We start from the raw sequence: 22,874 nt of genomic DNA, 5'->3' as shown, positions 1-22,874 counted from the left end.
GCAATCAATACGGCCTGGACTGTTGGTTGAATTTCGATGAAATGACGCAATTTCCGTCATTATGATGAAATATTTGGTTAATTCGTCAAGATTACCACTGCGATCCGAACAAATCGCACCCCATACTCAAAAGAAACAGAATTTGGAGGCATTGCATGAGCTGGAACATTTGCGTGGTTGGGGCTGGCAAGATCGGCCAGATGATCGCGACGCTGTTGAAAACATCCCCTCATTATTCGGTGACGGTGGCCGACAACGATCTGGCGGCGCTGTCGATTCTGAACGGCATGGGTGTGGCCACCCGTCAGATCAATGCGGGCGATGACGCTGCGTTGGAAAAAGGGTTGGCAGGGTTTGACGCCGTGATTTCCGCCGCGCCCTTCTTTTTAACACCAGCGATTGCCAAAGCGGCGCGCGCGGTTGGGGCCCATTACTTTGATCTGACCGAAGATGTCGCCGCAACAAATGCGGTCCGCGACTTGGCACAGGACAGCGCCACCGCGTTCATGCCGCAATGTGGGCTTGCGCCAGGGTTCGTGGGTATCGCGGGCGCGGCCCTGGCTGATGAGTTCGACGAGATCGACAGCTTGCACATGCGGGTCGGTGCGTTGCCGCTCTATCCGACCAATGCGCTGAAATACAACCTGACATGGTCGACCGATGGGTTGATCAATGAATATTGTAATCCCTGCGATGCCATTGTGAACGGCGAGCGGGTCAAAACCGCCCCGTTGGAGGATTATGAGCTGATCGGCCATGACGGTGTCGAATATGAATGCTTCAATACATCGGGCGGGTTGGGCACATTGCCGGAAACGCTGGATGGCAAGGCGCGGGATGTGTCCTATCGGTCGATCCGCTACCCGGGCCACCGCGATATCCTGCGTTTGTTGCTGAACGATCTGGGGCTGGAACGCCGCCGCGATCTGCTGAAGGAAATCTTCGAGAACGCCCTGCCGCGCACGGATCAGGACGTTGTTCTGGTCTATTGCACGGCGCGCGGCACCATCAACGGTGCGCTGCGCGAGAAATCCCTGATCAACAAATCCTTTGCCCGCACTATCGACGGTCAGGTCTGGAGCGCAATTCAGGTCACGACCGCGGCAGGCGTGCTGGGTGTGGTTGACCTGATGCGCACCGGCGCGCTGCCATCGCAAGGGTTCGTGCGGCAAGAACAGGTGAGGCTTGCGGATTTCCTGAACACCGAATTTGGCCGCCTTTACCGGGCGGGCGATGTAACCGAACAACACAAGGCGGCGTGAGAGATGAAAGACGTTGTGATGACTGCTGAGACAACACTGGCAAATATGGACCTGACAACCGACGCTTTGACCGGTGGCACGTTGCGGGTGACCTCTCCGATTGACGGGCGCGTGCTGGCGGATGTGCACGAAACACCTTTGGCCGAGATGGACACCATCATCGGCAAGGCCCAAGCCGCGTTCAAAGCCTGGCGCGTTGTGCCCGCCCCGCACAGGGGCGAGTTGATCCGCCTGTTGGGCGAAGAATTGCGCGCGGCCAAAGACGATCTGGGCGCGCTTGTCAGCTGGGAGGCGGGCAAGATCACGTCCGAAGGCCTGGGCGAGGTGCAAGAGATGATCGACATCTGCGATTTTGCCGTGGGCCTTTCGCGTCAGCTTTATGGTCTGACCATCGCCTCCGAACGCCCCGGCCACCGGATGATGGAAACCTGGCATCCGGCAGGGCCGGTTGGCGTGATCTCGGCCTTCAACTTCCCTGTGGCGGTCTGGTCGTGGAACGCGGCTTTGGCGCTGGTCTGCGGCGATTCGGTGATCTGGAAGCCGTCGGAAAAGACGCCGCTGACCGCCATGGCCTGCCAGAAGATCTTTGAACGGGCGCTGGCCCGGTTCGGCGAGGCGCCGGAAAATCTTTTGCAGACTATCATCGGTGGTGCAGATATCGGCAAGGCGCTGGTGTCCAGCCCGGATGTACCGGTGATTTCCGCCACCGGGTCCACACGTATGGGCCGCGCAGTGGCACCGGTTGTTGCCGAACGGTTCGGCAAGTGCATTCTGGAACTGGGGGGCAACAACGCGATGATCGTTGGCCCCTCGGCTGATCTGGAAATGGCGGTGCGGGCCATCGTCTTCTCGGCGGTCGGAACTGCGGGTCAGCGCTGCACCACTTTGCGGCGGCTAATCGTCCACAACTCGATCCGCGAAGACCTGGTTGCGCGCCTCAAGAAAGCCTATGCGGGTCTGCCCATAGGCGATCCAATGGCCGAAGGCACGCTGATCGGGCCACTGGTCGACGAAGCGTCAGGCCAGGCGATGACAGCGGCACTGAAAGCGGCAGAGGCCGAAGGCGGAGAGGTATTTGGCGGCCAGCGTGTGACCGAGGGCGCGCCCGCAGGGGTCTATATGCAGCCCGCGATTGTCGAGATGCCGGGGCAGACCGCAACCGTCAAAACCGAAACCTTCGCGCCGATCCTTTATGTCATGGGATATGATGACTTCGATCAAGCGATCCAGTTGCAAAACGATGTGCCACAAGGGCTGTCGTCATGCGTCTTTACCCTGAACATGCGCGAGGCGGAACAATTCCTGACCGCTGCGGGTTCGGATTGCGGCATCGCCAATGTCAATATCGGCCCCTCGGGCGCTGAAATTGGCGGTGCGTTCGGCGGCGAGAAAGAGACGGGTGGCGGGCGCGAAAGCGGCTCGGACGCGTGGAAATCTTATATGCGTCGCCAGACAAACACCGTGAACTATTCGGCGGAATTGCCGCTGGCTCAGGGGGTACGCTTCGACATCTGACCCGGGCCCGGGTCAGTCCGAAAACAGGTAATCCAGTTGCAGCATGGCTTCGGCCTGCTGCGCTGGAACGTTCAGAAAACGGGCAAGCTGGGCCGCGTTCTTCTCGCGGTCCGCAGATTCCTGAATACGGAAATAGCCGGTCTTGGCGGCAGATCTGATCTGTTCGGCCTCATGCGTCAGGTCATTCCGGATGGCGGGCAGAAGCTTTAGAACAGTCCCAGAGGGGCTGTTTTCACCCACCAGCCCGATCCGCAGCGCGTGGCCTGCAAGATAATCGTCAGAGTATTCGCATTCGATATCCAGCACGTGCAGCCGGACTTGATCCGATTCAAAATCTCTGACGATTTCAATTTCCGACGGGTCGATGCAAAGGATCAGTTGGTTCTGCTCGAAATACTCATAGACCATGCGCACCAATGCGCGGCGGTGGCGGCTGCGTTTGGTCAGAGTGGTCTCGATACCCCCCAGATCAGGTAGATGCGTATCCTGTTCGTTGAACAGATACTCGACGCAGGGAATATCGGTTTCGGATGCGATCTGATCCAACAGCCGCTTGGCGACGTGCCATTTCTTGCAGGATATGACGAAGAGCTCACGGTCAGGCCCAAGGGTGTTCGCCGTTTCCCAGAACCGCGGTGCAAATCGCCGCCCAACCCGTCCGCGACCGGTCAGGAACTGATGCAATGTCCGACCCTCGTTCGAGATGTGGAATTCCACGCCTTCTTCAGCGAACAACTGCCCCAGCCGATCTTTGAGCTCCTGCGCCTCGGGGCTGATCTTGCGGGCAAACAAATAGTCTTGTCCCAGCAGCATGTCGTAATGGTCGTTGTAGAAATTGACCGGCATCCCATAGTCCGAGAACATCAGAAAAGTCAGGGTCCTGTTGTCGATCTCTTCCTTCGGAATCAGATGCCGCACCAGCGTTTGAAAAAAGGTTTCGTCCGGGATCCAGGTGGTCGAGAAGAACCGCATGACATCTGGGCGCTGTTGCAGAAACGCCTGAATGCTCTCGACCGTCTGACGGCGCAGGCACCACCACTGACTGCCGATCATGACCTGCAGATCCTGCGGGATCTGACGGGTCAGCCCGAACCGTTTTTGTAGCTTATAGCTGGTGTAAAACCGCTTTGGCTGACCGCGTTCATTGAAGAAATGGCGATAGACCAGGCGGTCTTCCTTCATTCCCGTCTTGATCCAGTTGCTTTCAAAAAAGTCGTGACTTTCGATAAAGTCCTTGTCGTTTTCATCCAGAAAGCGATGCGTGTATTCTGCGGTCTTGATCGCCATGCAATCGCCCGACAACATGTAGAAATGGGTCGCGCGCGGGAACGCATCGGTGGCCGCTTGCAGCGCATTAAGCGTCGCCTGGACAAGTGACCACTCACCCCAACCGCATTTCACCCGTTTTTTGGCAAAAACCACATTGGGATTGTCTTTTAGCGCGCTTTGCATCTTTGCGTAGTCACCGGCACTGGACCGGGCATCAAAGTGGATCGCCATGCAATCGCCGGCCGCCGTCAGCTGTTGTGCCTGCGCAACAATGGCATCGGGGTCTTTGTGGCACAGGAGGATAAATGCTATTTTTGCCATATGTTAACGCAATTTCCGTTTCTGCCTGTTTCCATCCGTGATACTGAGGACGAGCGATTGAATAAACAGGATTATTTGGCTCGTTGTTTTTGTGGGCCAACAATGTGCCCGGTGACGTGACCAGTACAGGAGTGATTTTGGATGGGATTCCCCGGAACATGGATGACCGAAAGCCAAAGCATGGTGTATCGCGTCGTGCCCAAATGTGCCTGTTCGACGATCGGGCAGATCATGTATTACTCGGACCATGGTCAGTTCTTTGACGGGGATATTCACGACGCCACGGACGGGTTGCACAAATGGGCCTTTGACCAAAGCCGCGATACTATCACCCGAAACGTCCAGTCGCATGGGTCTTACACGTTCACCTGTGTTCGCAATCCCTATACGCGGATCCTGAGCTCATTTTTTGACAAGATTTGCGGCATTCAGCGAAACGGCAAGCGATATCGCGGCAATCTGGTACCGACGTTGATCTACAATTACGGGATCGATGTGGGGGGCGAGAACGGCGAAGGTGAATTCGATCAGATCAAGAGCTTTCGGCGCTTTTTGCTGTTTGCGCGTGACACGATCAAATGGCGACGCCCAATGGACCCGGATATTCACTGGTCGGCCATGTCGGGGCATGTCTCCACTCTGGTCGTGAACGGTGGACGGTATGACCGGATTTTCTGGACCGAGAAGTTCAATGATGGAATGCAGGATGTCCTGAACCATCTGGACACCGCGCATCCTGTGGAACTGGCTGAAATCCCTCGATTTAATGAATCAGAAGGGCACGGACCAAAACGCGCGCATCCTGTCGAAGACTATTTCGACGATCTGTCGATGCATCTGGTCTATGAGATCTACAAAAAGGATTTCGAGCTGTTCAAATACGATTTCGAAAACCCGGCAAACAAGATGCCGTTGGGCGAGATCGATCTGGACGAAGTGCACGCCAAGCTCGGTGATTGATCTGTGGGCGGGATCTCCCGCCCATCGTCAATGTTTCTTGCGAAACATCTCCTCTGGTTGGGGCTGGAGCCGCGACTTGCGCGGCGCCAGCCCCAAGACCGAACGTGGCATCGGCGTAGCCGATGGTGCGTTTCGGGCGCGGGAGCGTTCCCATTGCCCTCAGGCTCAGACCTGCCGTACAGCTCCTTTGGCAGCGCTGGTCGTCAGCTTCGCATAGGCTTTCAGCGCTGTGGACACTTTGCGCTTGCGCGGTTTTTCGGGCACCCAGCCTTTTTCGTCCTGCGCGGCACGGCGGGTCGCCAGTTCCTCATCCGATACCGCCAGGTGGATGCTGCGATTGGGGATGTCGATCTCGATCGTGTCGCCGGATTTGACCAGCCCGATCTCACCGCCCTCTGCTGCCTCGGGCGAAACGTGCCCGATCGACAAGCCCGAGGTGCCGCCCGAGAACCGGCCATCTGTCAGTAGAGCGCAGGCTTTGCCCAGACCTTTGGATTTCAGGTACGAGGTCGGGTACAGCATTTCCTGCATGCCCGGCCCGCCGCGCGGCCCTTCATAGCGGATGACAACCACGTCGCCCTCTTTCACTTTGCCGGTCAGAATGTCGTTGACCGCCTGATCCTGGCTTTCGCAGACATAAGCCGAGCCAGTGAATTTCAGGATATTTTCGTCCACACCGGCTGTTTTCACAATACAGCCATCGTGGGCGATGTTGCCGAACAGAACCGCCAAACCGCCATCCTGAGAGAACGCGTGTTCTTTGGACCGGATCACGCCACCCTCGCGGTCGGTGTCCAGCTCTTTGAACCGGTTCGACTGGCTGAACGCCTGTGTGGTGCGGACGCCGCCCGGTGCGGCCTTGAACAGGTCTTGCGCCTTTGGATTGTTGGCAACCTTGATGTCCCAATTGGCAATCGCTTCGCCCATGGTGGCCGAATGCACGGTGCTGCAGTGTTCATGGAACAACCCTGCACGGCTGAGTTCCCCCAGGATCGAGAAGATGCCGCCCGCGCGATGCACGTCCTCCATATGCACATTCTCGGTGTTGGGCGCGACCTTGCACAGACACGGCACCTTGCGGCTGAGCCGATCCATATCGGACATGTCGAAATCAACCTCGCCCTCATGCGCAATCGCCAGCAGGTGCAGCACCGTATTGGTGGACCCGCCCATAGCGATATCCAGGCTCATGGCGTTTTCAAACGCGTCAAAGGTGGCAATCTCGCGCGGCAGGAAGCCTTTCTCGTCCAGATCATAGTGGCGCTTGGTGATCTCGACGATCCGGCGCCCGGCCTCAAGGAACAGCTCTTTGCGGTCCGAATGCGTGGCCAGGGTCGAGCCATTGCCCGGCAGCGCCAGACCCAGCGCCTCGGCCAAACAGTTCATCGAGTTCGCGGTGAACATGCCCGAACACGACCCGCAGGTGGGGCAGGCGTTTTCCTCGATATGCTGAACCTGCTCGTCGGTAAACTTGTCGTCTGCAGCGGCGACCATGGCGTCCACAAGGTCGATCTTTTTGGCGTCCAGATCGGCGATGTCGATCTTGCCCGCCTCCATCGGTCCGCCCGAGACAAAGATCGCCGGGATGTTCAGGCGCATCGCGGCCATCAGCATGCCGGGTGTGATCTTGTCGCAGTTGGAAATACAGACCATGGCATCGGCGCAATGGGCGTTGACCATGTATTCGACCGAATCCGCGATCACCTCACGCGAGGGCAGGGAATAGAGCATGCCGTCGTGGCCCATGGCGATGCCGTCATCCACAGCAATGGTGTTGAACTCTTTCGCGACGCCGCCCGCCTTTTCGACCTCGCGCGCGACCATCTGGCCCAGATCCTTCAGGTGGACGTGGCCCGGAACGAATTGGGTAAACGAGTTGACGATGGCGATGATCGGCTTGCCGAAATCATCGTCACCCATACCGGTGGCGCGCCACAGGCCGCGGGCACCGGCCATGTTGCGGCCGTGGGTTGAGGTTCTGGATCGGTACATTGGCATGATGCTGTTTCCCTTTTGCCTCGGGTTGCATATTCTGAGGATTGTGCGTTATAGCGCACGTATCACATGTGCGCTATAACGCACAAGAGGATTCGAAAGATGGCAATATGGCACCGGACGACATTACGCTGAAACTCCGCGATGTGCGCGCCGCGTCTGGCCTGAGCCTGTCGAAAGTGGCTGAGTTGACGGGCGTCAGCAAAGCCATGCTTGGGCAGATCGAACGCGGTGAATCCAGCCCGACCATTGCCACCTTGTGGAAAATTGCCAAGGGCTTTCAACTGCCCCTCAGCGCCTTGATCGAGCCATCAAACGGCGACCGGTCGGTGTTTCAGACAGTGACTTTTCCGGGCAGTATCGAGGTCAAGATTGTCTTTCCTTTCGACCCGGCGCTGGGGGCCGAAACCTTTCATGTCAGCCTGAGCCCGAACCAAAGTCACGAATCCCCGGCGCACGCGACTGGCGTGACCGAAGAGGTGTTCGTGCTGAACGGTACGCTTGAGGTGTTGCGCGGCAGGGAGTGGGTGCCTTTGCAGGCCGGGCAGGGGTTGCGTTTTGCCGCTGATATCCCGCACGGCTACCGGGCCGCAGGGCAGGGAGCCGCGTTTCTGAACATGCATCACTATGCGCAACACAACGCGTTTACGGAAAGCGGAAGGGCCGTGTCATGACCGCGCTGCTGGAAAGCCTGACCATAGCCGATGCCATCGGATCCTTCGGAGCCTTGGTGGTTGTCGCCGCCTATTTTGCCACGCAAATGCGGATAATGAATTCTGACGATCTGATGTTTCCGGTGGTCAACCTTCTGGGTTCGGTCCTGATCGTGTATTCGCTGCTGCAGAATTTCAATCTCGCGTCGATGCTGATCGAGGGATTCTGGATCATCATCAGCCTGATCGGCATTCTGCAGTACTTTCGCCTGAGCAAAGCGCGATAACACGGCTGCGCTAGCGCTATCCAGCCTTGAACCCCTATGCCGCCGGGTATAGGGAAAACCCTGCGCGAAAAGTGGGAGGCATTGATGCAAGACGATCCCAAAACCCTGGTTTCTACCGACTGGCTGGCGGCTCATATCAAGGATCCGGACCTGCGGATTCTGGATGGATCGTGGTATTTGCCCACGCAAAACCGCGACGCCAAGGCCGAATACGACGCAGGCCATATTCCGGGTGCGCGATTCTTTGACATCGATGACATCTCGGACCACCGGTCAGATCTGCCGCACATGGCGCCGCCGGTCGAGAAATTCATGTCACGCCTGCGGGCGATGGGCGTCGGCGACGGCCACCAGGTTGTGGTCTATGACGGCGCCGGCCTGATGTCTGCGGCACGGGTCTGGTGGATGTTCCGGCTGATGGGGCAGGACAATATCGCCGTTTTGGATGGCGGTTTGCCGAAATGGCAGGCCGAGGGGCGCGACATTGAAGACCTGCCGCCGGTGATCCGTGACCGCCACATGACGGTGCGCGTTCAGAACCATCTTGTCCGCGACGTGACGCAGGTGTCGGCGGCCTCGAAACTGGCGGATCATGAGATCATTGACGCCCGAGCCGCTGGCCGGTTTGCAGGCACCGCGCCTGAGCCGCGCGAAGGGCTGCGCTCGGGCCATATTCCAGGGTCGCGCAACGTGCCCTTTGGCAGCTTGCTGAACAAGAACTACACGATGAAATCGCCCGAGGACTGCCGCGCCGTGTTCGAGGCCGCAGGCGTGGACCTGTCGAAACCCGCGATCACCTCTTGCGGGTCGGGTGTGACCGCCGCCATCCTCAGCCTGGCGTTGGAACGCATGGGCAAGAAAGACCACGCGCTTTATGACGGCTCATGGGCGGAATGGGGTGCCTTCCCGACCCTGCCCGTCGCAACCGGAGAGACCTGATGTTCGAGAACCTCAAACCGCAGCCCGCCGACAAGATTCTGGCGCTGATGCAGATGTACCGCGACGACCCGCGCGATCAAAAGATCGACCTGGGTGTGGGCGTTTACAAGAACGCAGAGGGTGTCACCCCGGTGATGCGCGCCGTGAAAGCCGCCGAAAAGCGCATCCTGGAAGAGCAGGAGACCAAGGCCTATACCGGTTTGGCCGGTGATCCGGCCTATGCCGATGCGATGATCGACCTGATCCTTGGAACTGCTGTGCCCCGCGGCAATATCGCGGCCGTGGCAACACCCGGCGGTACTGGCGCGTGCCGGCAAGCGTTCGAGATGATCCGCATGGCCAACCCGTCGGCTCGCGTGTTCGTGTCGAACCCGACATGGCCGAACCACCTGTCGATCCTGAACTATCTGGGCATGGAGACAGTACAGTATCGCTATTTCGACGGCGAAACCCGTGGCGTCGATTTCGATGGCATGATCGAAGACCTGAAAACTGCCAAACCGGGCGACGTTGTGCTGCTGCATGGCTGCTGTCACAACCCGACTGGCGCCAACCTTAACATGGTGCAATGGCAAGAGGTCGTGAAAATCATCAACGAGCTTGGCCTCGTCGCGATGATCGACATTGCCTATCAAGGCTTTGGCGACGGGCTTGAGGAAGACGCGCAGGCAACCCGTCTGGTGGCCTCGTCGGTCAAGCGCTGCCTGATCGCGGCGTCCTGCTCGAAGAATTTTGGCGTGTACCGTGAGCGTACCGGCCTTCTGATGGCGATCAGCGATGATGCGGCGCAGACGGCGCTGAACCAGTCAACGCTGGCCTTCCTGAACCGCCAGAACTATTCCTTCCCGCCCGATCACGGCGCGCGGGTCGTAACCACGATCCTGACCGATGACGCGCTGCGCGCCGATTGGCAGGCCGAATTGGAAGAGGTTCGCTTGTCGATGCTCGGCCTGCGTCAGCAATTGGCGGACGAGTTGCAACGGCTGAGCGGATCCGACCGGTTTGGTTTTATCGCGCAACACCGCGGCATGTTCTCGCGCCTGGGGGCCGCACCCGAGCTGGTGAAAAAGCTGCGTGACGATCACGGTATCTATATGGTCGGCGACAGCCGCCTGAACATCGCTGGTCTGAATGCGAACTCAGTTCCGGTTCTGGCGAATGCGATCATCAAGGTTGGCGTCTGACGACACCGCCGAACTTTGGAACACAAAAAAACCCGGGCGAAACCGCCCGGGTTTGTTGTTTCAAGGCCGAATAGCCTAGCCTTTTGAGAATTCCGGATAGGCTTCCATACCCAGCTCGGCCATATCCAGACCGTTGATCTCATCCTCTTCGCTGACGCGGATGCCCAGGGTGGATTTGAGGATCGTCCACAGGATCAGCGCGCCGACAAAGGTGAAGACTCCGTAGGCGATAATGCCCAGCAGCTGCGTGCCCAGCGAGGCTTCGCCATAAAAGATCACGGCGATGGTGCCCCAGATACCGGCGAACAGGTGCACCGGGATGGCGCCAACCACGTCATCGATCTTGAACTTGTCCAGCATCGGCACCGCAAAGACCACGATGATGCCGCCAACTGCACCGATCCAAAGCGCGCCAAACAGGGTCGGGGCCAGCGGTTCGGCGGTGATCGACACCAGACCGGCCAGTGCGCCGTTCAGGACCATGGTCAGGTCAGGCTTTTTGTACAGAACCTGCGTCAGGATCAGGGCTGCAACAGCACCAGAGGCTGCGGCCATGTTGGTGTTGGCAAAGATGCGCGATACGTCGGATACGTCGCCCACGGTGCCCATCGCCAGTTGCGAGCCGCCGTTGAAACCGAACCAGCCCAGCCACAGGATGAACGTCCCCAAAGTGGCCAGCGCCAGGTTCGAACCGGGCATCGGGTGAACCTTGCCGTCCTTGTACTTGCCGATCCGCGGGCCAAGGATCAGACAGCCTGCCAGCGCGGCCCAACCCCCGACCGAGTGGACAACGGTCGAACCGGCAAAGTCGGCAAAACCCATGCCATCAAGCCAGCCGCCGCCCCACTTCCACGACCCCGAAATCGGGTAGAGGATGCCGGTCAGAACGATCACAAAGATCAGGAACGGCCACAGCTTGATCCGTTCGGCCACGGCACCGGACACGATCGAGGCGGTTGCCGCGACAAAGACCAGCTGGAAGAAGAAATCCGATCCGATTGAGGCATAATCCAGCGCCGCTTCCTCGGACGGGATGCCGACCGGATCAAGCACTGTTGGGCCGCCAAGGGCAAAGAACCCATTGAAGTCGCCCGGATACATGGTGTTGAAGCCGACCAGCCAGTACATGATCGCAGCAAGGGAAAACAGCGCGATGTTCTTGATCATCTGCATGGCCACGTTCTTGGAGCGCACCAGACCGCCTTCGAGCATGGCAAAGCCTGCCGCCATGAAGAAGACCAGAAACCCTGCCATCAAAAACAGCAAAGTGGTGAAGATATAGCCTACATCCTCCATCGACGACGGCGGATCATTGGCGAAAGCAGCCGCCGGAAAGGCGATCAGCACGGCTGCTGTGGGAAGAATGCGATTGAGTCTCATTTGGTGTTCGTCCTTTTGCGGATGAGCGCCTTACAGCGCTTCCTCGTTGGTTTCCCCGGTCCGCACGCGCAGGGCCTGCTCGACATCGAGAACAAAAATCTTGCCGTCACCGATCTTGCCGGTCTTGGCAGTGGTCGAGATCGTTTCAACGATCTGGTCGACCATGGTGGCAGGCACCACGATTTCGAGTTTGATTTTGGGAACGAAATTCACGGCATATTCCGCCCCGCGATAAATTTCCGTGTGACCGGATTGCGAGCCGAAGCCCTTGATTTCGGTCACCATCATGCCGCGCACGCCTGCTTCGGTCAGTGCTTCGCGCACCTCCTCCAGCTTGAACGGCTTGATTGTCGCAATGATCAGTTTCACGTCTGTCCCCTCTGCTTCCCCGGATGCACCGGCTTGTTTGCACCTGCAGAAAAAGAGCGTGTGAACCTGCCCAAGGGAACGGATTCGGGATTGGATGACAGGGGAAATTCAGACGAAATTGCACAATTTTTGCACAAATGGCGCTCTTCGATTAAAAAATAGACAGAAGATGCAAGCGCAATTCAGGAATTTCTGACCTCTACATACCGGTATCATCACGGTATGGTGCGACAAAAGCATAATCGGGCAGAGTTTGAGCATGACTGAGTCCAAGCGCCGCAAGACACCTTTGGTTGCGGATAAGCGATACCCGTCGAAGGGGCGTAAACCTACGGCGACCAAGCGGGCGGCCAAGCCTGCGGGCAAAAAGTCGACCGCCCGCAAAACAGCGACCCGCAAAACTGCCAGAAAGAAGACACGCCGCACCTCGGGCGGTGGCGGCGGTGGGTTCATCCGGCGGTTCTTTCGCTGGCTGTTCCGGCTGTTTTGGGGCCTGACATGGCGTTTGGGGGCAATTGCCGCCCTGTTGCTGGCGATCGCGATTGGCGTGGTCTATTCCACGCTGCCCGATGTGGATGCCCTGCTGGATGGCCGTGCGCGCGGGTCGGTGACGCTGCTGGATCGTGATGGCAAAGTCTTTGCCTGGCGGGGCGATCAATTCGGCGGTGTGATCACCGCAGATACCGTGTCGCCACATCTCAAACACGCGGTCATCGCGACCGAGGACAAGCGGTTCTATCGCCATTTCGGCGTCAGCCCGCGCGGTGTTGCCAGCGCCGTGCGCATCAACCTGCGCGAAGGGCGAGGCCCGCTGTCAGGGCACGGCGGGTCGACCATCACACAGCAAACTGCCAAGCTGTTGTGTCTGGGCGTTCCCTATGTGCCCGAAGACTGGGAGTCTGAGGCGGCATATGAGGCCGATTGCCGAAAAGGGTCGCTGTGGCGCAAGGGGAAAGAAGCCATCTATGCGATGGCGATGGAGGTTAAGTACTCCAAGGATGAAATTCTCACCATCTATCTGAACCGCGCGTTCCTGGGCGCCGGTGCTCGTGGGTTCGAAGCGGCCAGCCAGCGGTATTTCGGCAAATCCGCGGCTGAGGTCAGCCCGGCCGAGGCCGCGATGCTGGCCGGTCTGCTGGTGGCCCCGACCCGCTATGCGCCAACCAACAGCCTGCAACGGTCGCAGGACCGCGCGCGCCTTGTGGTCGGGTTGATGGAGGATCAAGGCTATCTGAGTTCCGCCCAGGCCAGCGAAGCCCGCAGCCGCCCGGCGGAACTGTCCGAGGCCGCCGCTGCGCGGGCGGGCGGGTATTTCGCCGATTGGGTCATGGCCAGCGGGCCCGAGTTCTTTACCCGCAACACCACCGAGGATGTGGTGATCCGTACAACGCTGGATCAGCGGCTGCAAACCTCAGCCGAAGAGGCGCTGCAGTTCATTTTCCAGGAGAAAGTGCGCGAAGGGTCCAAGGCACAGGCCGCCATCGTTGTCATGTCTGCGGATGGCGCGGTGCGCGCCATGGTGGGCGGGCGCAAGACGCGCGTTTCAGGTGCCTTCAACCGAGCGACGCAGGCGCTGCGCCAGACTGGTTCGTCTTTCAAGCCTTTTGTCTATGCCACCGCACTTGAGTTGGGCTATTCGCCGTTGGATACGGTGATGGATGAACCTTACTGCGTGGATATCCCTGGGTCTGGCCAGTGGTGCCCCAAGAACTATACCAACAAGTTCTATGGGCGGGTGACGTTGGCGGACGCGCTCAAGAACTCTTTGAACATCCCGGCCGTGAAAGTGGCTGAAATCTCGGGGCTCGACAACGTGCGCACAGTGGCCACCGGCTTCGGTATCGCCAGCGATCTGGCGCAGGGTCCGGCACTGGCGCTGGGCGCATCGGAGAGTACCCTGATCGAGATGACCGGGGCCTATGCGGGCATTCTGAACGGCGGCTCTGCTGTTGATCCCTATGGTCTTACCGAGTTGAAACTGTTGGGCGACGAAACCCCGGTCATGGTGACGACCACTGGGATCGGCGAGCGGGTGATCAACGATAAGGCGGCCAAGCAGCTGACCTGGATGATGGAGCGTGTGGTGTCAGAAGGCACCGGCGCGCGAGCGCAACTGCCGGGGTGGCAGGTTGCGGGCAAGACGGGCACGACACAGGCGGCGCGCGATGCCTGGTTCATCGGGTTCACCGCCGACTACGTGACGGGCGTCTGGATGGGCTATGACGACAACACACCTTTGTCCGGAGTCACCGGCGGCGGATTGCCTGCCGAGATCTGGAAAGAGACGATGTTGCGCGTGACCGAAGGGATGACACCCACGCCGCTGCCGATGCTGGCCCCGGATCCACCGGTTCAAACCGCACGACCCTCACAGCCGCGGCGTCAGAAACGCGGTGGGGGGTTTGCGCAGGACATCAACAATCTGTTGAACAGTATCTTCGGCAACTAAGCCTGAAAGAGAAACGGGCGACACATGGCGTGCCGCCCGCAAAGACCCATCAAAGGGTTTCGTTCAAAGCGGTGACAATGATGTCGCCCATCTCGGATGTGGATACGGGCTGAACACCTTCTTCTGCCAGCAGGTCAGCCGTGCGTACGCCATCGGCCAGCACCTTCTCGATCGCGGCTTCCAGCCGGTCGGCCTCGGCCCCCTGATCGAAGCTATAGCGCAGAGCCATCGCAAAGCTGAGGATACAGGCGATCGGGTTCGCTTTGCCCTGACCGGTAATATCCGGGGCGGACCCGTGAACCGGCTCGTACATTGCCTTGGGTCGACCGTTGGCCATCGGGGCACCCAGGCTGGCCGAGGGCAGCATGCCCAGCGAGCCCGTCAGCATCGCGGCGCAATCCGACAGGATGTCGCCAAACAGGTTGTCGGTCACGATCACGTCGAACTGTTTCGGCGCGCGGACCAGCTGCATGGCGCCGTTATCGGCATACATATGCGACAGCTCGACCTCGGGGTAGTCCTGCCCCACGCGCTCAACGACTTCGCGCCACAGGATGCCCGATTCCATCACATTGGCCTTCTCCATCGAGCAGACCTTTTTGTTCCGGCGCATCGCCAGTTCAAAGGCCGAGCGTGCGGCGCGTTCGATTTCGGATTCGGTATAGCGCTGGGTGTTGATGCCCACGCGTTCATTGCCTTCTTCGAAGATGCCGCGCGGCTCGCCGAAATAGACGCCCGAAGTCAGCTCGCGCACGATCATGATGTCCAGACCGGCGACGATGTCCTTTTTCAGCGACGAGAAATCGGCCAGCGCGTCAAAGCACTGCGCGGGGCGCAGGTTTGAATACAGGTCCATTTCCTTGCGCAGGCGCAGCAAGCCGCGCTCGGGCTTGAGGCTGAAATCCAGGTCGTCGTATTTGGGGCCGCCAACAGCACCCAGCAACACAGCGTCAACCTCTTGCGCCTTGGCCATGGTTTCGTCCGACAGCGGCTTGCCATGCGCGTCATAGGCCGCGCCGCCCACAAGGTCCTCGCTCACGTCAAAGTGAAGGCCGCGATTGTCGCCGAACCAGTTAATAATTTTGCGCACTTCGGCCATAACTTCCGGGCCAATTCCGTCTCCGGGCAGGATGAGGAGCGAGGGGTTGGACATCGACAGTCTCCTTGCGTTTTGTTGCACAGGCCCTAGCGTCTGGGCCGCAAAGGGTCAATGAGATGATCCTGCTGAAACACGAGGAAAACACATGTTGATACCGGGAAATCCCGTTCCTGAACTGAAAATCGAAACCGTTGGCGGTGGCAGCTTTGATCTGGACGCCGACGCGGGCGACAACGGGACATTGGTGATTCAGTATCGCGGCCTGCATTGCCCGATCTGCATCCGTCAGATGGCCGAGGTCGAAGCAGCGCTGGATGACTTTGCCAAGCTGGGGATCGAGGTGATCATGATCAGCACCGACACGGCCGAACGTGCGGCCCAGACCGTCGAAAAGGCCGGTGTGTCGTGTCTGAAGGTCGGGTACGGCCTATCGATGGCTCAAGCGCGGGATGCCTGGGGCTTGCTGATCTCTGAGGCGCGCGCAGGCAGCGCCGAGCCTGCGCTGTTTGCAGAGCCAGGCCATTTCTACATCGCGCCTGACCGGACGCTTTATTTTGCGTGGCAGCAGACGACGCCCTTTGCGCGCCCCGCCATGTCTGACATCGTGGGTGGGATCAGGTTCTCGCAAGAGAACAACTATCCCCCGCGCGGCACCTATACCGGAGCATTGTAGGCCCTTAGTCGTTGGTCAGATCGACCCAGACCAGGCGGTGGCGGCTGGCCGTTGCCGCCGCTGAGTCTGGCCCGTCATCGGGCCAGTACACACCTGCACCCGCGACCTTCCAATCAGCTGAGGGCAGGACGTAGTCGACCCGCAATTCCCCGACGCCTTTCCAGGACACCGTTGCCGATGATCCATCCGGGGCCAATGGCTGTGGGTCCTGCAGGCGCGGGTCGGCCAAAAGCGCATGGATTGCGGGTTTCAGACCCTCACCCTGATGCGGATCATTATTGGCATCCCCTGCAATCACGAAACGTCGGGTTGGTGCAGAGCCCAATGCACCGTCCATGAGCAGGCTCCAAAGCCGTATCTCGTCTGCGTTGCGCAGGCCGTTTCGATCTTCGGGGCCATCAAACACGGGCGGGGCGGCGTGAAAGGTCATCACGTCCATCCGGCCTAAGGGCGCTGCGATGGGAATGACCCAATGGGCGGTCGAAGACAGGCGTTGAAGAGCCATCGCCTGCGGGGTCAGGAAGGGCGCATTGTCTTTTTGGGGCAAGGTCGCCCCAGGCAGATCCATCCATAGCAGGTCCGAGAATGACCGGATCTCATTCTCTAAAATCGGATGACGCGACAGGATCGCGATGCCGTTTTGGCCGGTAAACCGACCCCACCCCTGCGCATCTCCGGGCCCGCCAAGCTTTCCATCCCCGTCAAGGTCCAATTCGGTCTCGATGCCGGAATTGGGTTGGCCTGCAAACTGGAACGGATACCGCAGCCCGTCCTGTGCCAGGGCCTGAACCAAAGCCCCAAGTGCCTGTCCTTCAAGATCCCAGTCGATGCCTTGCAAGGCGACAATGTCGGGCCGGACGGTGGTCAGGACCTTGGCCACACTGGCCACCTGCGGATCACCCTTTTGGATGTCCCGCAGCAGCAAACCGGGACCTTCCCGGCTGAGTTCGGTGTTGAATGTGGCCACGCGTATCGTCTCTGCCTGCGCCGCGAATGGCAGCAGCAGCAAAAGCAGAAGGCGGATCATGCGGTCTGAGCGGCCTCGGCAGTGGAATAGGCGCGGCGTTTCTCGACAATCAGCCCGGCAATCCGCAGGGTCGCCATGCCGCGCATGATCATGCTGGCCGGCAGAAACGCCCAGGCGCTGAGCGTCCAGATAAGCGTTTGGGGGTCGGTCATGGCCAATGGGGTAAAGAACGACGACATCAGTTTGATCAGCGCCGGGATCAGGAATGGCAGCAAAATCCCGATTGAGATGTTCAGGCGCCCGTCACGCTGCAGCCGTGCGACAACGTCGCCGCCTTTTGTCGGATCGAAGAGGGGGAGGTTCGTCCAGACATTAAATGCGCCGTTGCCAGTGGGCCAACCCCGCCATTTCACCGCATAGGCAAAGCTGGCTATGGTGACGAGCGCGATCATGATGGCAAAGCCGGCGGCAATTCTGACCAGCTCGATCAGCGGGGCAGGTGCATCAGAGGGGAGCATCAGAACAATCAGCCGCACCGGTGAATAGGGGAAGTCGGACACCGAAGCGACAGTCAGACCAATCGAGTAGATCAAGCTGCTGAGGGGGGTGGGGGCGTAAACGTTTTTGCAGATCAGCGTCAGGAACGTGACCATCGACATCAGACAGACAAACCGGAGCCTGTTGACAGGGGGTGCGTCGCGAAATTCGATAAAGCTTGGGAAGGCAGAGTTGTATTCGGAGAACGTCAGGATAAACGCGAGGATCGCCAAAAAGACGACAATCTCGGTCCCATCTAACGTCGATGCAGGGAGGTACAACGCAGGGGTCAGCACCATGAGTGCGACCAATAATCCACGTATTGCCGCCCCCGTTGTGCGTGCAATCACTATCCGAACCCTTTTCCAAACCGGACCAGTCGATTCTTTGCCAACTTGGTTCCAACTTGTGCCCGCCGCTCTTTGTATAGACGGATGCCTCAAGTACCGTCCACAGTGGCGGCATTGAACTTACCGCTCAAGCCAAGGCGCAGAAAACACTCAATTTTGGGCAAAATGATGGCAACACTGGTGCGGCTTTGCATCATTTCTGGCGCAGATTTGCCGCGCAATAAGGCACAGAATCTACATGTTGTGGTTGCTTAATGAACAACCCCAAGAATGCGAACGGGGCCGCGCTTGCGACCCCGTTAGGTTGAGTATCCACAGAATCGTCCCCAGAATCATACCCAGGGGCGGGCCTGACTCGCGTGATCCTCGAATTTGTCGATGTGGTGGTCTTTTTCCATCGTCAGGCCGATATCGTCCAGACCGTTCAGCAAGCAGTGCTTGCGGTGCGGATCGATGTCGAACGCGATGACCACCCCATCCGAGGTGGTGATCTGCTGATCTTCCAGATGCACAGTCATACGGGCGTTTTCGCCCTTATGCGCGTCTTCCATCAGGATCGCGTGGTGTTCATCCTCGACCACAATGGGCAGGATGCCGTTCTTGAAGCAGTTGTTGAAGAAGATGTCGGCAAAGCTGGTCGAGATCACAACCTTGATGCCAAAATCCTTGATCGCCCAAGGCGCGTGTTCGCGGGACGAGCCGCAGCCGAAATTATCGCCCGCGACCAGGATCTCAGTCTGGCGATAGGCAGGTTTGTTCAGCACGAACTCTTCATTCTCGCCGCCATGGTCGTGATAGCGCATCTCGTCAAACAGCACGACGCCCAGGCCGGACCGTTTGATGGTTTTCAGGTGCACTTTGGGGATGATCATATCAGTGTCGATATTGATCAGCGGCATTGGGGCGGCCACCCCGTGGACTTTTTCGAACTTTTCCATGTCTACACTCCTGCGGGGTAGGGCCGCGCCCGTGCCTCGCGTTTAAGCTTCTTTCATTTCGTCTTTGGGTGCGTTCTTGACGAAGAACGCCATGAAGACCAATCCGAACCCATTGAACAGCATCTCAATGCCCAGGAAGATCCCCAGAATGCTCAGCAGAGCCGCCGGTTCCTTGCCCACATAGGTCCAGATGATACCGGCGAGGATGATCGACAAGATGCCCGAGATCATCGTGGGCCAGAAAAACTGCGTTCCCTTCATCTGGAACGACAGGATGACCCGCGCGATGCCGCCTGCCATGAACAGGATCAGCATCACGGTCGCCAGTGTCAGCGTGCCCTGCAGCGGGTGATCCAGAAAGGACCAGCCCAGAAACAACATGACCGCACCCATGATGAGCGACAGGATTTTGTTGCCAGCGCCTTCAACCGTGAACCCGCCGACGATCTGCAATGCACCCGCGATCAGCAACAGCACGCCGGTCACCACGGTCACTGCGACGGACGCCACCACTGGTGCGCCCAGTACGAAAACGCCAAACGCTATGGACAGAAGTCCCAGCAGCAGCCATTTGATCCAGTCACTCATTTGTTCAATCCCTCAAATATCTAGATATGAGCGGACCTTACATCAATTCACGGACGTCTGTAAGCCGTCCCGTGATCGCCGCTGCGGCAGCCATCGCGGGGCTCAGCAGGTGGGTGCGTCCACCGCGTCCCTGTCGGCCTTCAAAGTTGCGGTTCGAGGTCGCGGCACAGCGCTCGCCCGGTTGCAACTGGTCAGGGTTCATCGCCAGACACATGGAACATCCTGCCAGACGCCATTCAAAACCGGCATCCTTGAAGATTTCGGCCAGACCTTCTTCTTCGGCCTGCGCACGCACAAGGCCCGAGCCGGGCACGACCATTGCGCGCATGCCGTCCTTGATCTTTTTGCCTTTCAAGATCGCAGCCGCGGCGCGCAGATCTTCGATCCGGCCATTGGTGCAAGAGCCGATAAAGACAGTGTCGATCTCCACATCGCTCAGTTTCTGACCGGCCTCCAGGCCCATGTATTCGATGGACCGGCGGGCCGCGTCGACCTTGCCGCCTTCGAAATCGTCAGGATGCGGTACTGAGGCCGTAATCGGCAGCACGTCCTCGGGGCTGGTGCCCCAGGTGACAACCGGCGCGATATCCTCGCCACGCAGAGTGATGACCTTGTCGAAATGCGCACCCTCGTCGGTATAGAGCGTTTTCCACCAGTCCATCGCCGCTTCCCACTGGGCGCCTTTTGGCGCATGGGGGCGGCCTTTGACATAATCGAACGTGGTCTCGTCCGGCGCGATCAGGCCGGCGCGGGCACCGCCTTCGATCGCCATATTGCAGACGGTCATGCGGCCTTCCATCGAAAGGTCACGGATCGCTTCGCCACAGTATTCGATGACATAGCCGGTGCCGCCCGCCGTGCCGGTCTCACCAATCACGGCCAGAGTGATATCCTTGGCGGTCACCCCCGGCTGCAATTTGCCGGTGATCTCCACCTTCATGTTCTTGGACTTCTTCTGGATCAGGGTCTGCGTGGCCAGAACATGCTCAACCTCGGACGTACCGATACCGTGGGCCAGCGCACCGAACGCGCCGTGGGTGGCGGTGTGGCTGTCGCCGCAGACAACGGTCATGCCGGGCAGGGTCCAGCCCTGTTCGGGGCCGACGATGTGGACGATGCCCTGACGGACGTCATGCACGGGGTAATAGTGAATGCCAAAATCCTTGGCGTTCTTGTCCAGCGCTTCGACCTGAATACGCGATTCCGGGTTTTCGATCCCGTTCACGCGGTCGGCCGTGGTGGGCACGTTGTGATCCGGCACGGCGATGGTCTTTTCCGGCGCACGCACTTTGCGGCCTGCCATGCGCAGCCCTTCGAACGCCTGCGGGCTGGTCACTTCGTGCACCAGATGGCGGTCGATATAGAGCAAACAGGTGCCATCATCGGCTTCATGCGCGACATGGGCATCCCAGATCTTGTCATAGAGTGTTTTGGGGGACATCGGTCCTCTCCCGTATGTAATGAGAAATAGCTGGCGAGGTGGCTTAGGCCGCGGATAGGCGGGCCAGAACCGTGCGGGCAGCCCCAAAGAACCGTTCGCGCAGGCGCGCGCGATCTTCCAGGTTCTGTTCTTGGGCCACATTGAGTCTCATGCGCACCAGATATAACGGGGTTTGCCGTCAATCAAGGTCCTTCCGGCGGCGGGCTTGCATCACCGCGCCGGTATGGCCAATCTGACAGCTATGAACCAGGACCTGCTGCCGGATACTCTATCAGAGCTGTATGCCAACATGACGGCGGCGTTTTCCTCGCAATTTGGGCGCCTGATCGATCTGATCGTCACACCCGGATGGCGTCAGTATCAGTTGATCATCATCGTGGTGCTTTGGGCGCTGGCCTTTCTGCTTCGCCTGATGACGCAAGGCCGGTGGGAGGCCTGGGCCAGGTCCCGCAGCGGATGGCCCAAATGGCGGCTGCGCATCCTGATCCAACTGATGCGCCGCCTGACTTTGGTCTATTTCGTTCTTTTGTCCTGGGGCCTGTATCTGCTGATGCAGCACATCACTTGGCCCTCGCGCAGTTACATCATCGGAGTGATTGCCACGCTGGCCGCCGCATGGCTGGCCATTGCGCTGGTGTCGCGTCTGGTGCGCAATCGGACCCTGCGGCAGATCTTCAAGTGGTCCATGTGGGTCTATGCAACGCTGATTGCACTGGCATTGACCGATGATGTGGCCAATTTCCTGGATGGCGTGGCCATTTCCATCGGGGACCTGCACATCTCGGCCCTGGGGATCATCAAGGCGGTTTTGCTGATCGGAGTGCTGTTAACGCTGGCCCGGGTCGGCACCCGCGCGGCCGAACGCGGGCTCAGGAACAACGACGACATCACGCCATCTATGCAGGTGCTGCTGGCCAAGGGCATTCAGGTTCTGCTGTATGGTGCGGTCTTTATGGCGGCGATCCGTACGCTGGGTTTTGACCTGACTGGTATCGCGCTGTTGTCGGGGGCAATTGGTGTCGGCATCGGGTTCGGGCTGCAAAAGGTCGTCTCGAACCTGATTTCGGGGATCATCATCCTGATGGACCGGTCGATTAAACCGGGTGACGTGATCTCGCTGGGGGACACGTTCGGATGGATCAACGCGCTGGGCGCGCGCTATGTCTCGGTCGTCACGCGGGATGGGCGCGAATATCTGATCCCGAACGAGGACCTGATCACCAATCAAGTGGTGAACTGGTCGCATTCCGACAAGTTCGTGCGGCTCGATCTGGATTTTGGCACCAGCTATTTTGACGACCCGCACAAGGTCCGGGCCACCGCGATCCGGGCGGTGAAATCGGTCACCCGCGTTCTGAGCGGGGGCAAGCATGAACCCGTGTGCCATATCACCGGGTTTGGCGACAGCAGCGTAGACTATGTGCTGCGGTTCTGGATCAGCGATCCGACCAAGGGGCTGACCAATATCCGGGGCAATGTCTTTCTTGCCCTTTGGGATGCGTTCCAGGCCGAAGGTATTTCTATCCCGTTCCCACAACGCGAAGTGCGCGTTCTGGGGGATGCATCCGCAGACGCAGACAGGCAACAGCTTGACAAAGAGTGAACGGTTGCGAGGGCCTCAAACCGCGCCTTCATTGAAATGTTGCATTCCCCTTGTTACCTTAATAATACCCCGGCGCCGGGGATTTGCGGCGCTCA

At 59.1% G+C, this 22,874-nt stretch carries 21 protein-coding genes; 10 read left to right on the top strand and 11 right to left on the bottom strand.

The window, feature by feature from the left end; all coding sequences use genetic code 11:
- The first annotated feature begins 155 nt into the window (after positions 1 to 155).
- Both ACR0AG_RS11970 and amaB read left to right on the top strand, forming a co-directional pair.
- The gene (locus tag ACR0AG_RS11970; RefSeq protein WP_480839096.1) at positions 156 to 1,262 is read left to right on the top strand and encodes a saccharopine dehydrogenase family protein; all 1,107 of its coding nucleotides are present in this window, start codon (positions 156 to 158) and stop codon (positions 1,260 to 1,262) included.
- Positions 1,263 to 1,280: 18 nt separating this feature from the next.
- Entirely contained in the window at positions 1,281 to 2,777 is a 1,497-nt protein-coding gene (amaB, locus tag ACR0AG_RS11965; RefSeq protein WP_480839094.1) for an L-piperidine-6-carboxylate dehydrogenase, read from the top strand.
- A gap of 12 nt (positions 2,778 to 2,789) precedes the next feature.
- On the opposite strand, the gene ACR0AG_RS11960 is transcribed toward amaB, so the two are convergent.
- On the bottom strand, positions 2,790 to 4,367 hold the full coding sequence (locus tag ACR0AG_RS11960; protein ID WP_480839092.1) for a DUF5928 domain-containing protein: 1,578 nt from the start codon (positions 4,365 to 4,367) through the stop codon (positions 2,790 to 2,792).
- 141 nt (positions 4,368 to 4,508) lie between these two features.
- Between ACR0AG_RS11960 and ACR0AG_RS11955 the strand changes: the two genes are divergently transcribed.
- On the top strand, positions 4,509 to 5,327 hold the full coding sequence (locus ACR0AG_RS11955) for a sulfotransferase family protein (protein WP_480839090.1): 819 nt from the start codon (positions 4,509 to 4,511) through the stop codon (positions 5,325 to 5,327).
- 165 nt (positions 5,328 to 5,492) lie between these two features.
- Here ACR0AG_RS11955 and ilvD read toward each other — a convergent pair whose 3' ends face one another.
- Positions 5,493 to 7,325, bottom strand: coding sequence for a dihydroxy-acid dehydratase (ilvD, locus tag ACR0AG_RS11950; RefSeq protein WP_480839088.1), 1,833 nt, complete (start codon positions 7,323 to 7,325; stop codon positions 5,493 to 5,495).
- A gap of 107 nt (positions 7,326 to 7,432) precedes the next feature.
- Here ilvD and ACR0AG_RS11945 point away from each other — a divergent pair, with 107 nt between their 5' ends.
- From ACR0AG_RS11945 to ACR0AG_RS11930, 4 genes are all read left to right on the top strand, one after another.
- Positions 7,433 to 7,996 carry a helix-turn-helix domain-containing protein gene (locus ACR0AG_RS11945; protein WP_480839086.1) on the top strand — a complete coding sequence of 188 codons (564 nt, stop codon included), beginning with the start codon at positions 7,433 to 7,435 and terminating at the stop codon, positions 7,994 to 7,996.
- Positions 7,993 to 8,262, top strand: coding sequence for a CBU_0592 family membrane protein (locus ACR0AG_RS11940; RefSeq protein ID WP_480839084.1), 270 nt, complete (start codon positions 7,993 to 7,995; stop codon positions 8,260 to 8,262). Before ACR0AG_RS11945 ends, ACR0AG_RS11940 begins: the two co-directional genes overlap by 4 nt.
- An 84-nt stretch (positions 8,263 to 8,346) precedes the next feature.
- Entirely contained in the window at positions 8,347 to 9,201 is an 855-nt protein-coding gene (gene sseA / locus ACR0AG_RS11935; RefSeq protein WP_480839082.1) for a 3-mercaptopyruvate sulfurtransferase, read from the top strand.
- The gene (locus ACR0AG_RS11930) at positions 9,201 to 10,385 is read left to right on the top strand and encodes an amino acid aminotransferase (RefSeq protein WP_480839080.1); all 1,185 of its coding nucleotides are present in this window, start codon (positions 9,201 to 9,203) and stop codon (positions 10,383 to 10,385) included. The genes sseA and ACR0AG_RS11930 overlap by 1 nt, the downstream gene beginning before the upstream one ends.
- A 75-nt stretch (positions 10,386 to 10,460) precedes the next feature.
- Here ACR0AG_RS11930 and ACR0AG_RS11925 read toward each other — a convergent pair whose 3' ends face one another.
- Complete coding sequence (locus ACR0AG_RS11925; protein ID WP_480839078.1) at positions 10,461 to 11,765, bottom strand: ammonium transporter; 1,305 nt, start codon at positions 11,763 to 11,765, stop codon at positions 10,461 to 10,463.
- Between the two features lie 30 nt (positions 11,766 to 11,795).
- Positions 11,796 to 12,134 carry a P-II family nitrogen regulator gene (locus ACR0AG_RS11920; protein WP_480839076.1) on the bottom strand — a complete coding sequence of 113 codons (339 nt, stop codon included), beginning with the start codon at positions 12,132 to 12,134 and terminating at the stop codon, positions 11,796 to 11,798.
- A gap of 259 nt (positions 12,135 to 12,393) precedes the next feature.
- Between ACR0AG_RS11920 and ACR0AG_RS11915 the strand changes: the two genes are divergently transcribed.
- A complete protein-coding gene (locus tag ACR0AG_RS11915) occupies positions 12,394 to 14,583 on the top strand; it encodes a transglycosylase domain-containing protein (protein WP_480839074.1) in 2,190 nt (729 codons plus the stop codon).
- Between the two features lie 49 nt (positions 14,584 to 14,632).
- Here the strand turns inward: ACR0AG_RS11915 and leuB are convergent, their stop codons facing one another.
- A complete protein-coding gene (gene leuB, locus ACR0AG_RS11910) occupies positions 14,633 to 15,736 on the bottom strand; it encodes a 3-isopropylmalate dehydrogenase (RefSeq protein ID WP_480839072.1) in 1,104 nt (367 codons plus the stop codon).
- 91 nt (positions 15,737 to 15,827) lie between these two features.
- Between leuB and ACR0AG_RS11905 the strand changes: the two genes are divergently transcribed.
- A complete protein-coding gene (locus ACR0AG_RS11905) occupies positions 15,828 to 16,355 on the top strand; it encodes a peroxiredoxin-like family protein (RefSeq protein WP_480839070.1) in 528 nt (175 codons plus the stop codon).
- A 4-nt stretch (positions 16,356 to 16,359) separates the two neighbouring features.
- Here ACR0AG_RS11905 and ACR0AG_RS11900 read toward each other — a convergent pair whose 3' ends face one another.
- The 6 genes from ACR0AG_RS11900 to ACR0AG_RS11875 form a co-directional block, all read right to left on the bottom strand.
- The gene (locus ACR0AG_RS11900) at positions 16,360 to 17,382 is read right to left on the bottom strand and encodes an endonuclease/exonuclease/phosphatase family protein (RefSeq protein WP_480839068.1); all 1,023 of its coding nucleotides are present in this window, start codon (positions 17,380 to 17,382) and stop codon (positions 16,360 to 16,362) included.
- Positions 17,379 to 18,209, bottom strand: coding sequence for a hypothetical protein (locus tag ACR0AG_RS11895; protein WP_480839066.1), 831 nt, complete (start codon positions 18,207 to 18,209; stop codon positions 17,379 to 17,381). Before ACR0AG_RS11895 ends, ACR0AG_RS11900 begins: the two co-directional genes overlap by 4 nt.
- 332 nt (positions 18,210 to 18,541) lie before the next feature.
- Positions 18,542 to 19,147 (bottom strand): 3-isopropylmalate dehydratase small subunit, encoded by a 606-nt coding sequence (leuD, locus tag ACR0AG_RS11890; RefSeq protein WP_480839064.1) that lies wholly within the window; start codon positions 19,145 to 19,147, stop codon positions 18,542 to 18,544.
- A 42-nt stretch (positions 19,148 to 19,189) separates the two neighbouring features.
- A complete protein-coding gene (locus ACR0AG_RS11885) occupies positions 19,190 to 19,735 on the bottom strand; it encodes an HdeD family acid-resistance protein (protein ID WP_480839062.1) in 546 nt (181 codons plus the stop codon).
- A gap of 37 nt (positions 19,736 to 19,772) precedes the next feature.
- The gene (gene leuC, locus ACR0AG_RS11880) at positions 19,773 to 21,176 is read right to left on the bottom strand and encodes a 3-isopropylmalate dehydratase large subunit (RefSeq protein WP_480839060.1); all 1,404 of its coding nucleotides are present in this window, start codon (positions 21,174 to 21,176) and stop codon (positions 19,773 to 19,775) included.
- 43 nt (positions 21,177 to 21,219) lie between these two features.
- Entirely contained in the window at positions 21,220 to 21,327 is a 108-nt protein-coding gene (locus ACR0AG_RS11875; protein ID WP_082025160.1) for an isopropylmalate isomerase, read from the bottom strand.
- Between the two features lie 90 nt (positions 21,328 to 21,417).
- On the opposite strand from ACR0AG_RS11875, the gene ACR0AG_RS11870 reads away from it, so the two are divergent.
- Entirely contained in the window at positions 21,418 to 22,779 is a 1,362-nt protein-coding gene (locus ACR0AG_RS11870; RefSeq protein ID WP_480839057.1) for a mechanosensitive ion channel family protein, read from the top strand.
- Positions 22,780 to 22,874: the final 95 nt, after the last annotated feature.

The sequence above is a fragment of the Ruegeria sp. H6 genome, assembly GCF_056532975.1.
The sequence above is the reverse complement of the archived record's forward strand: the minus strand, read 5'-3'. Positions and strand labels throughout refer to the sequence as shown.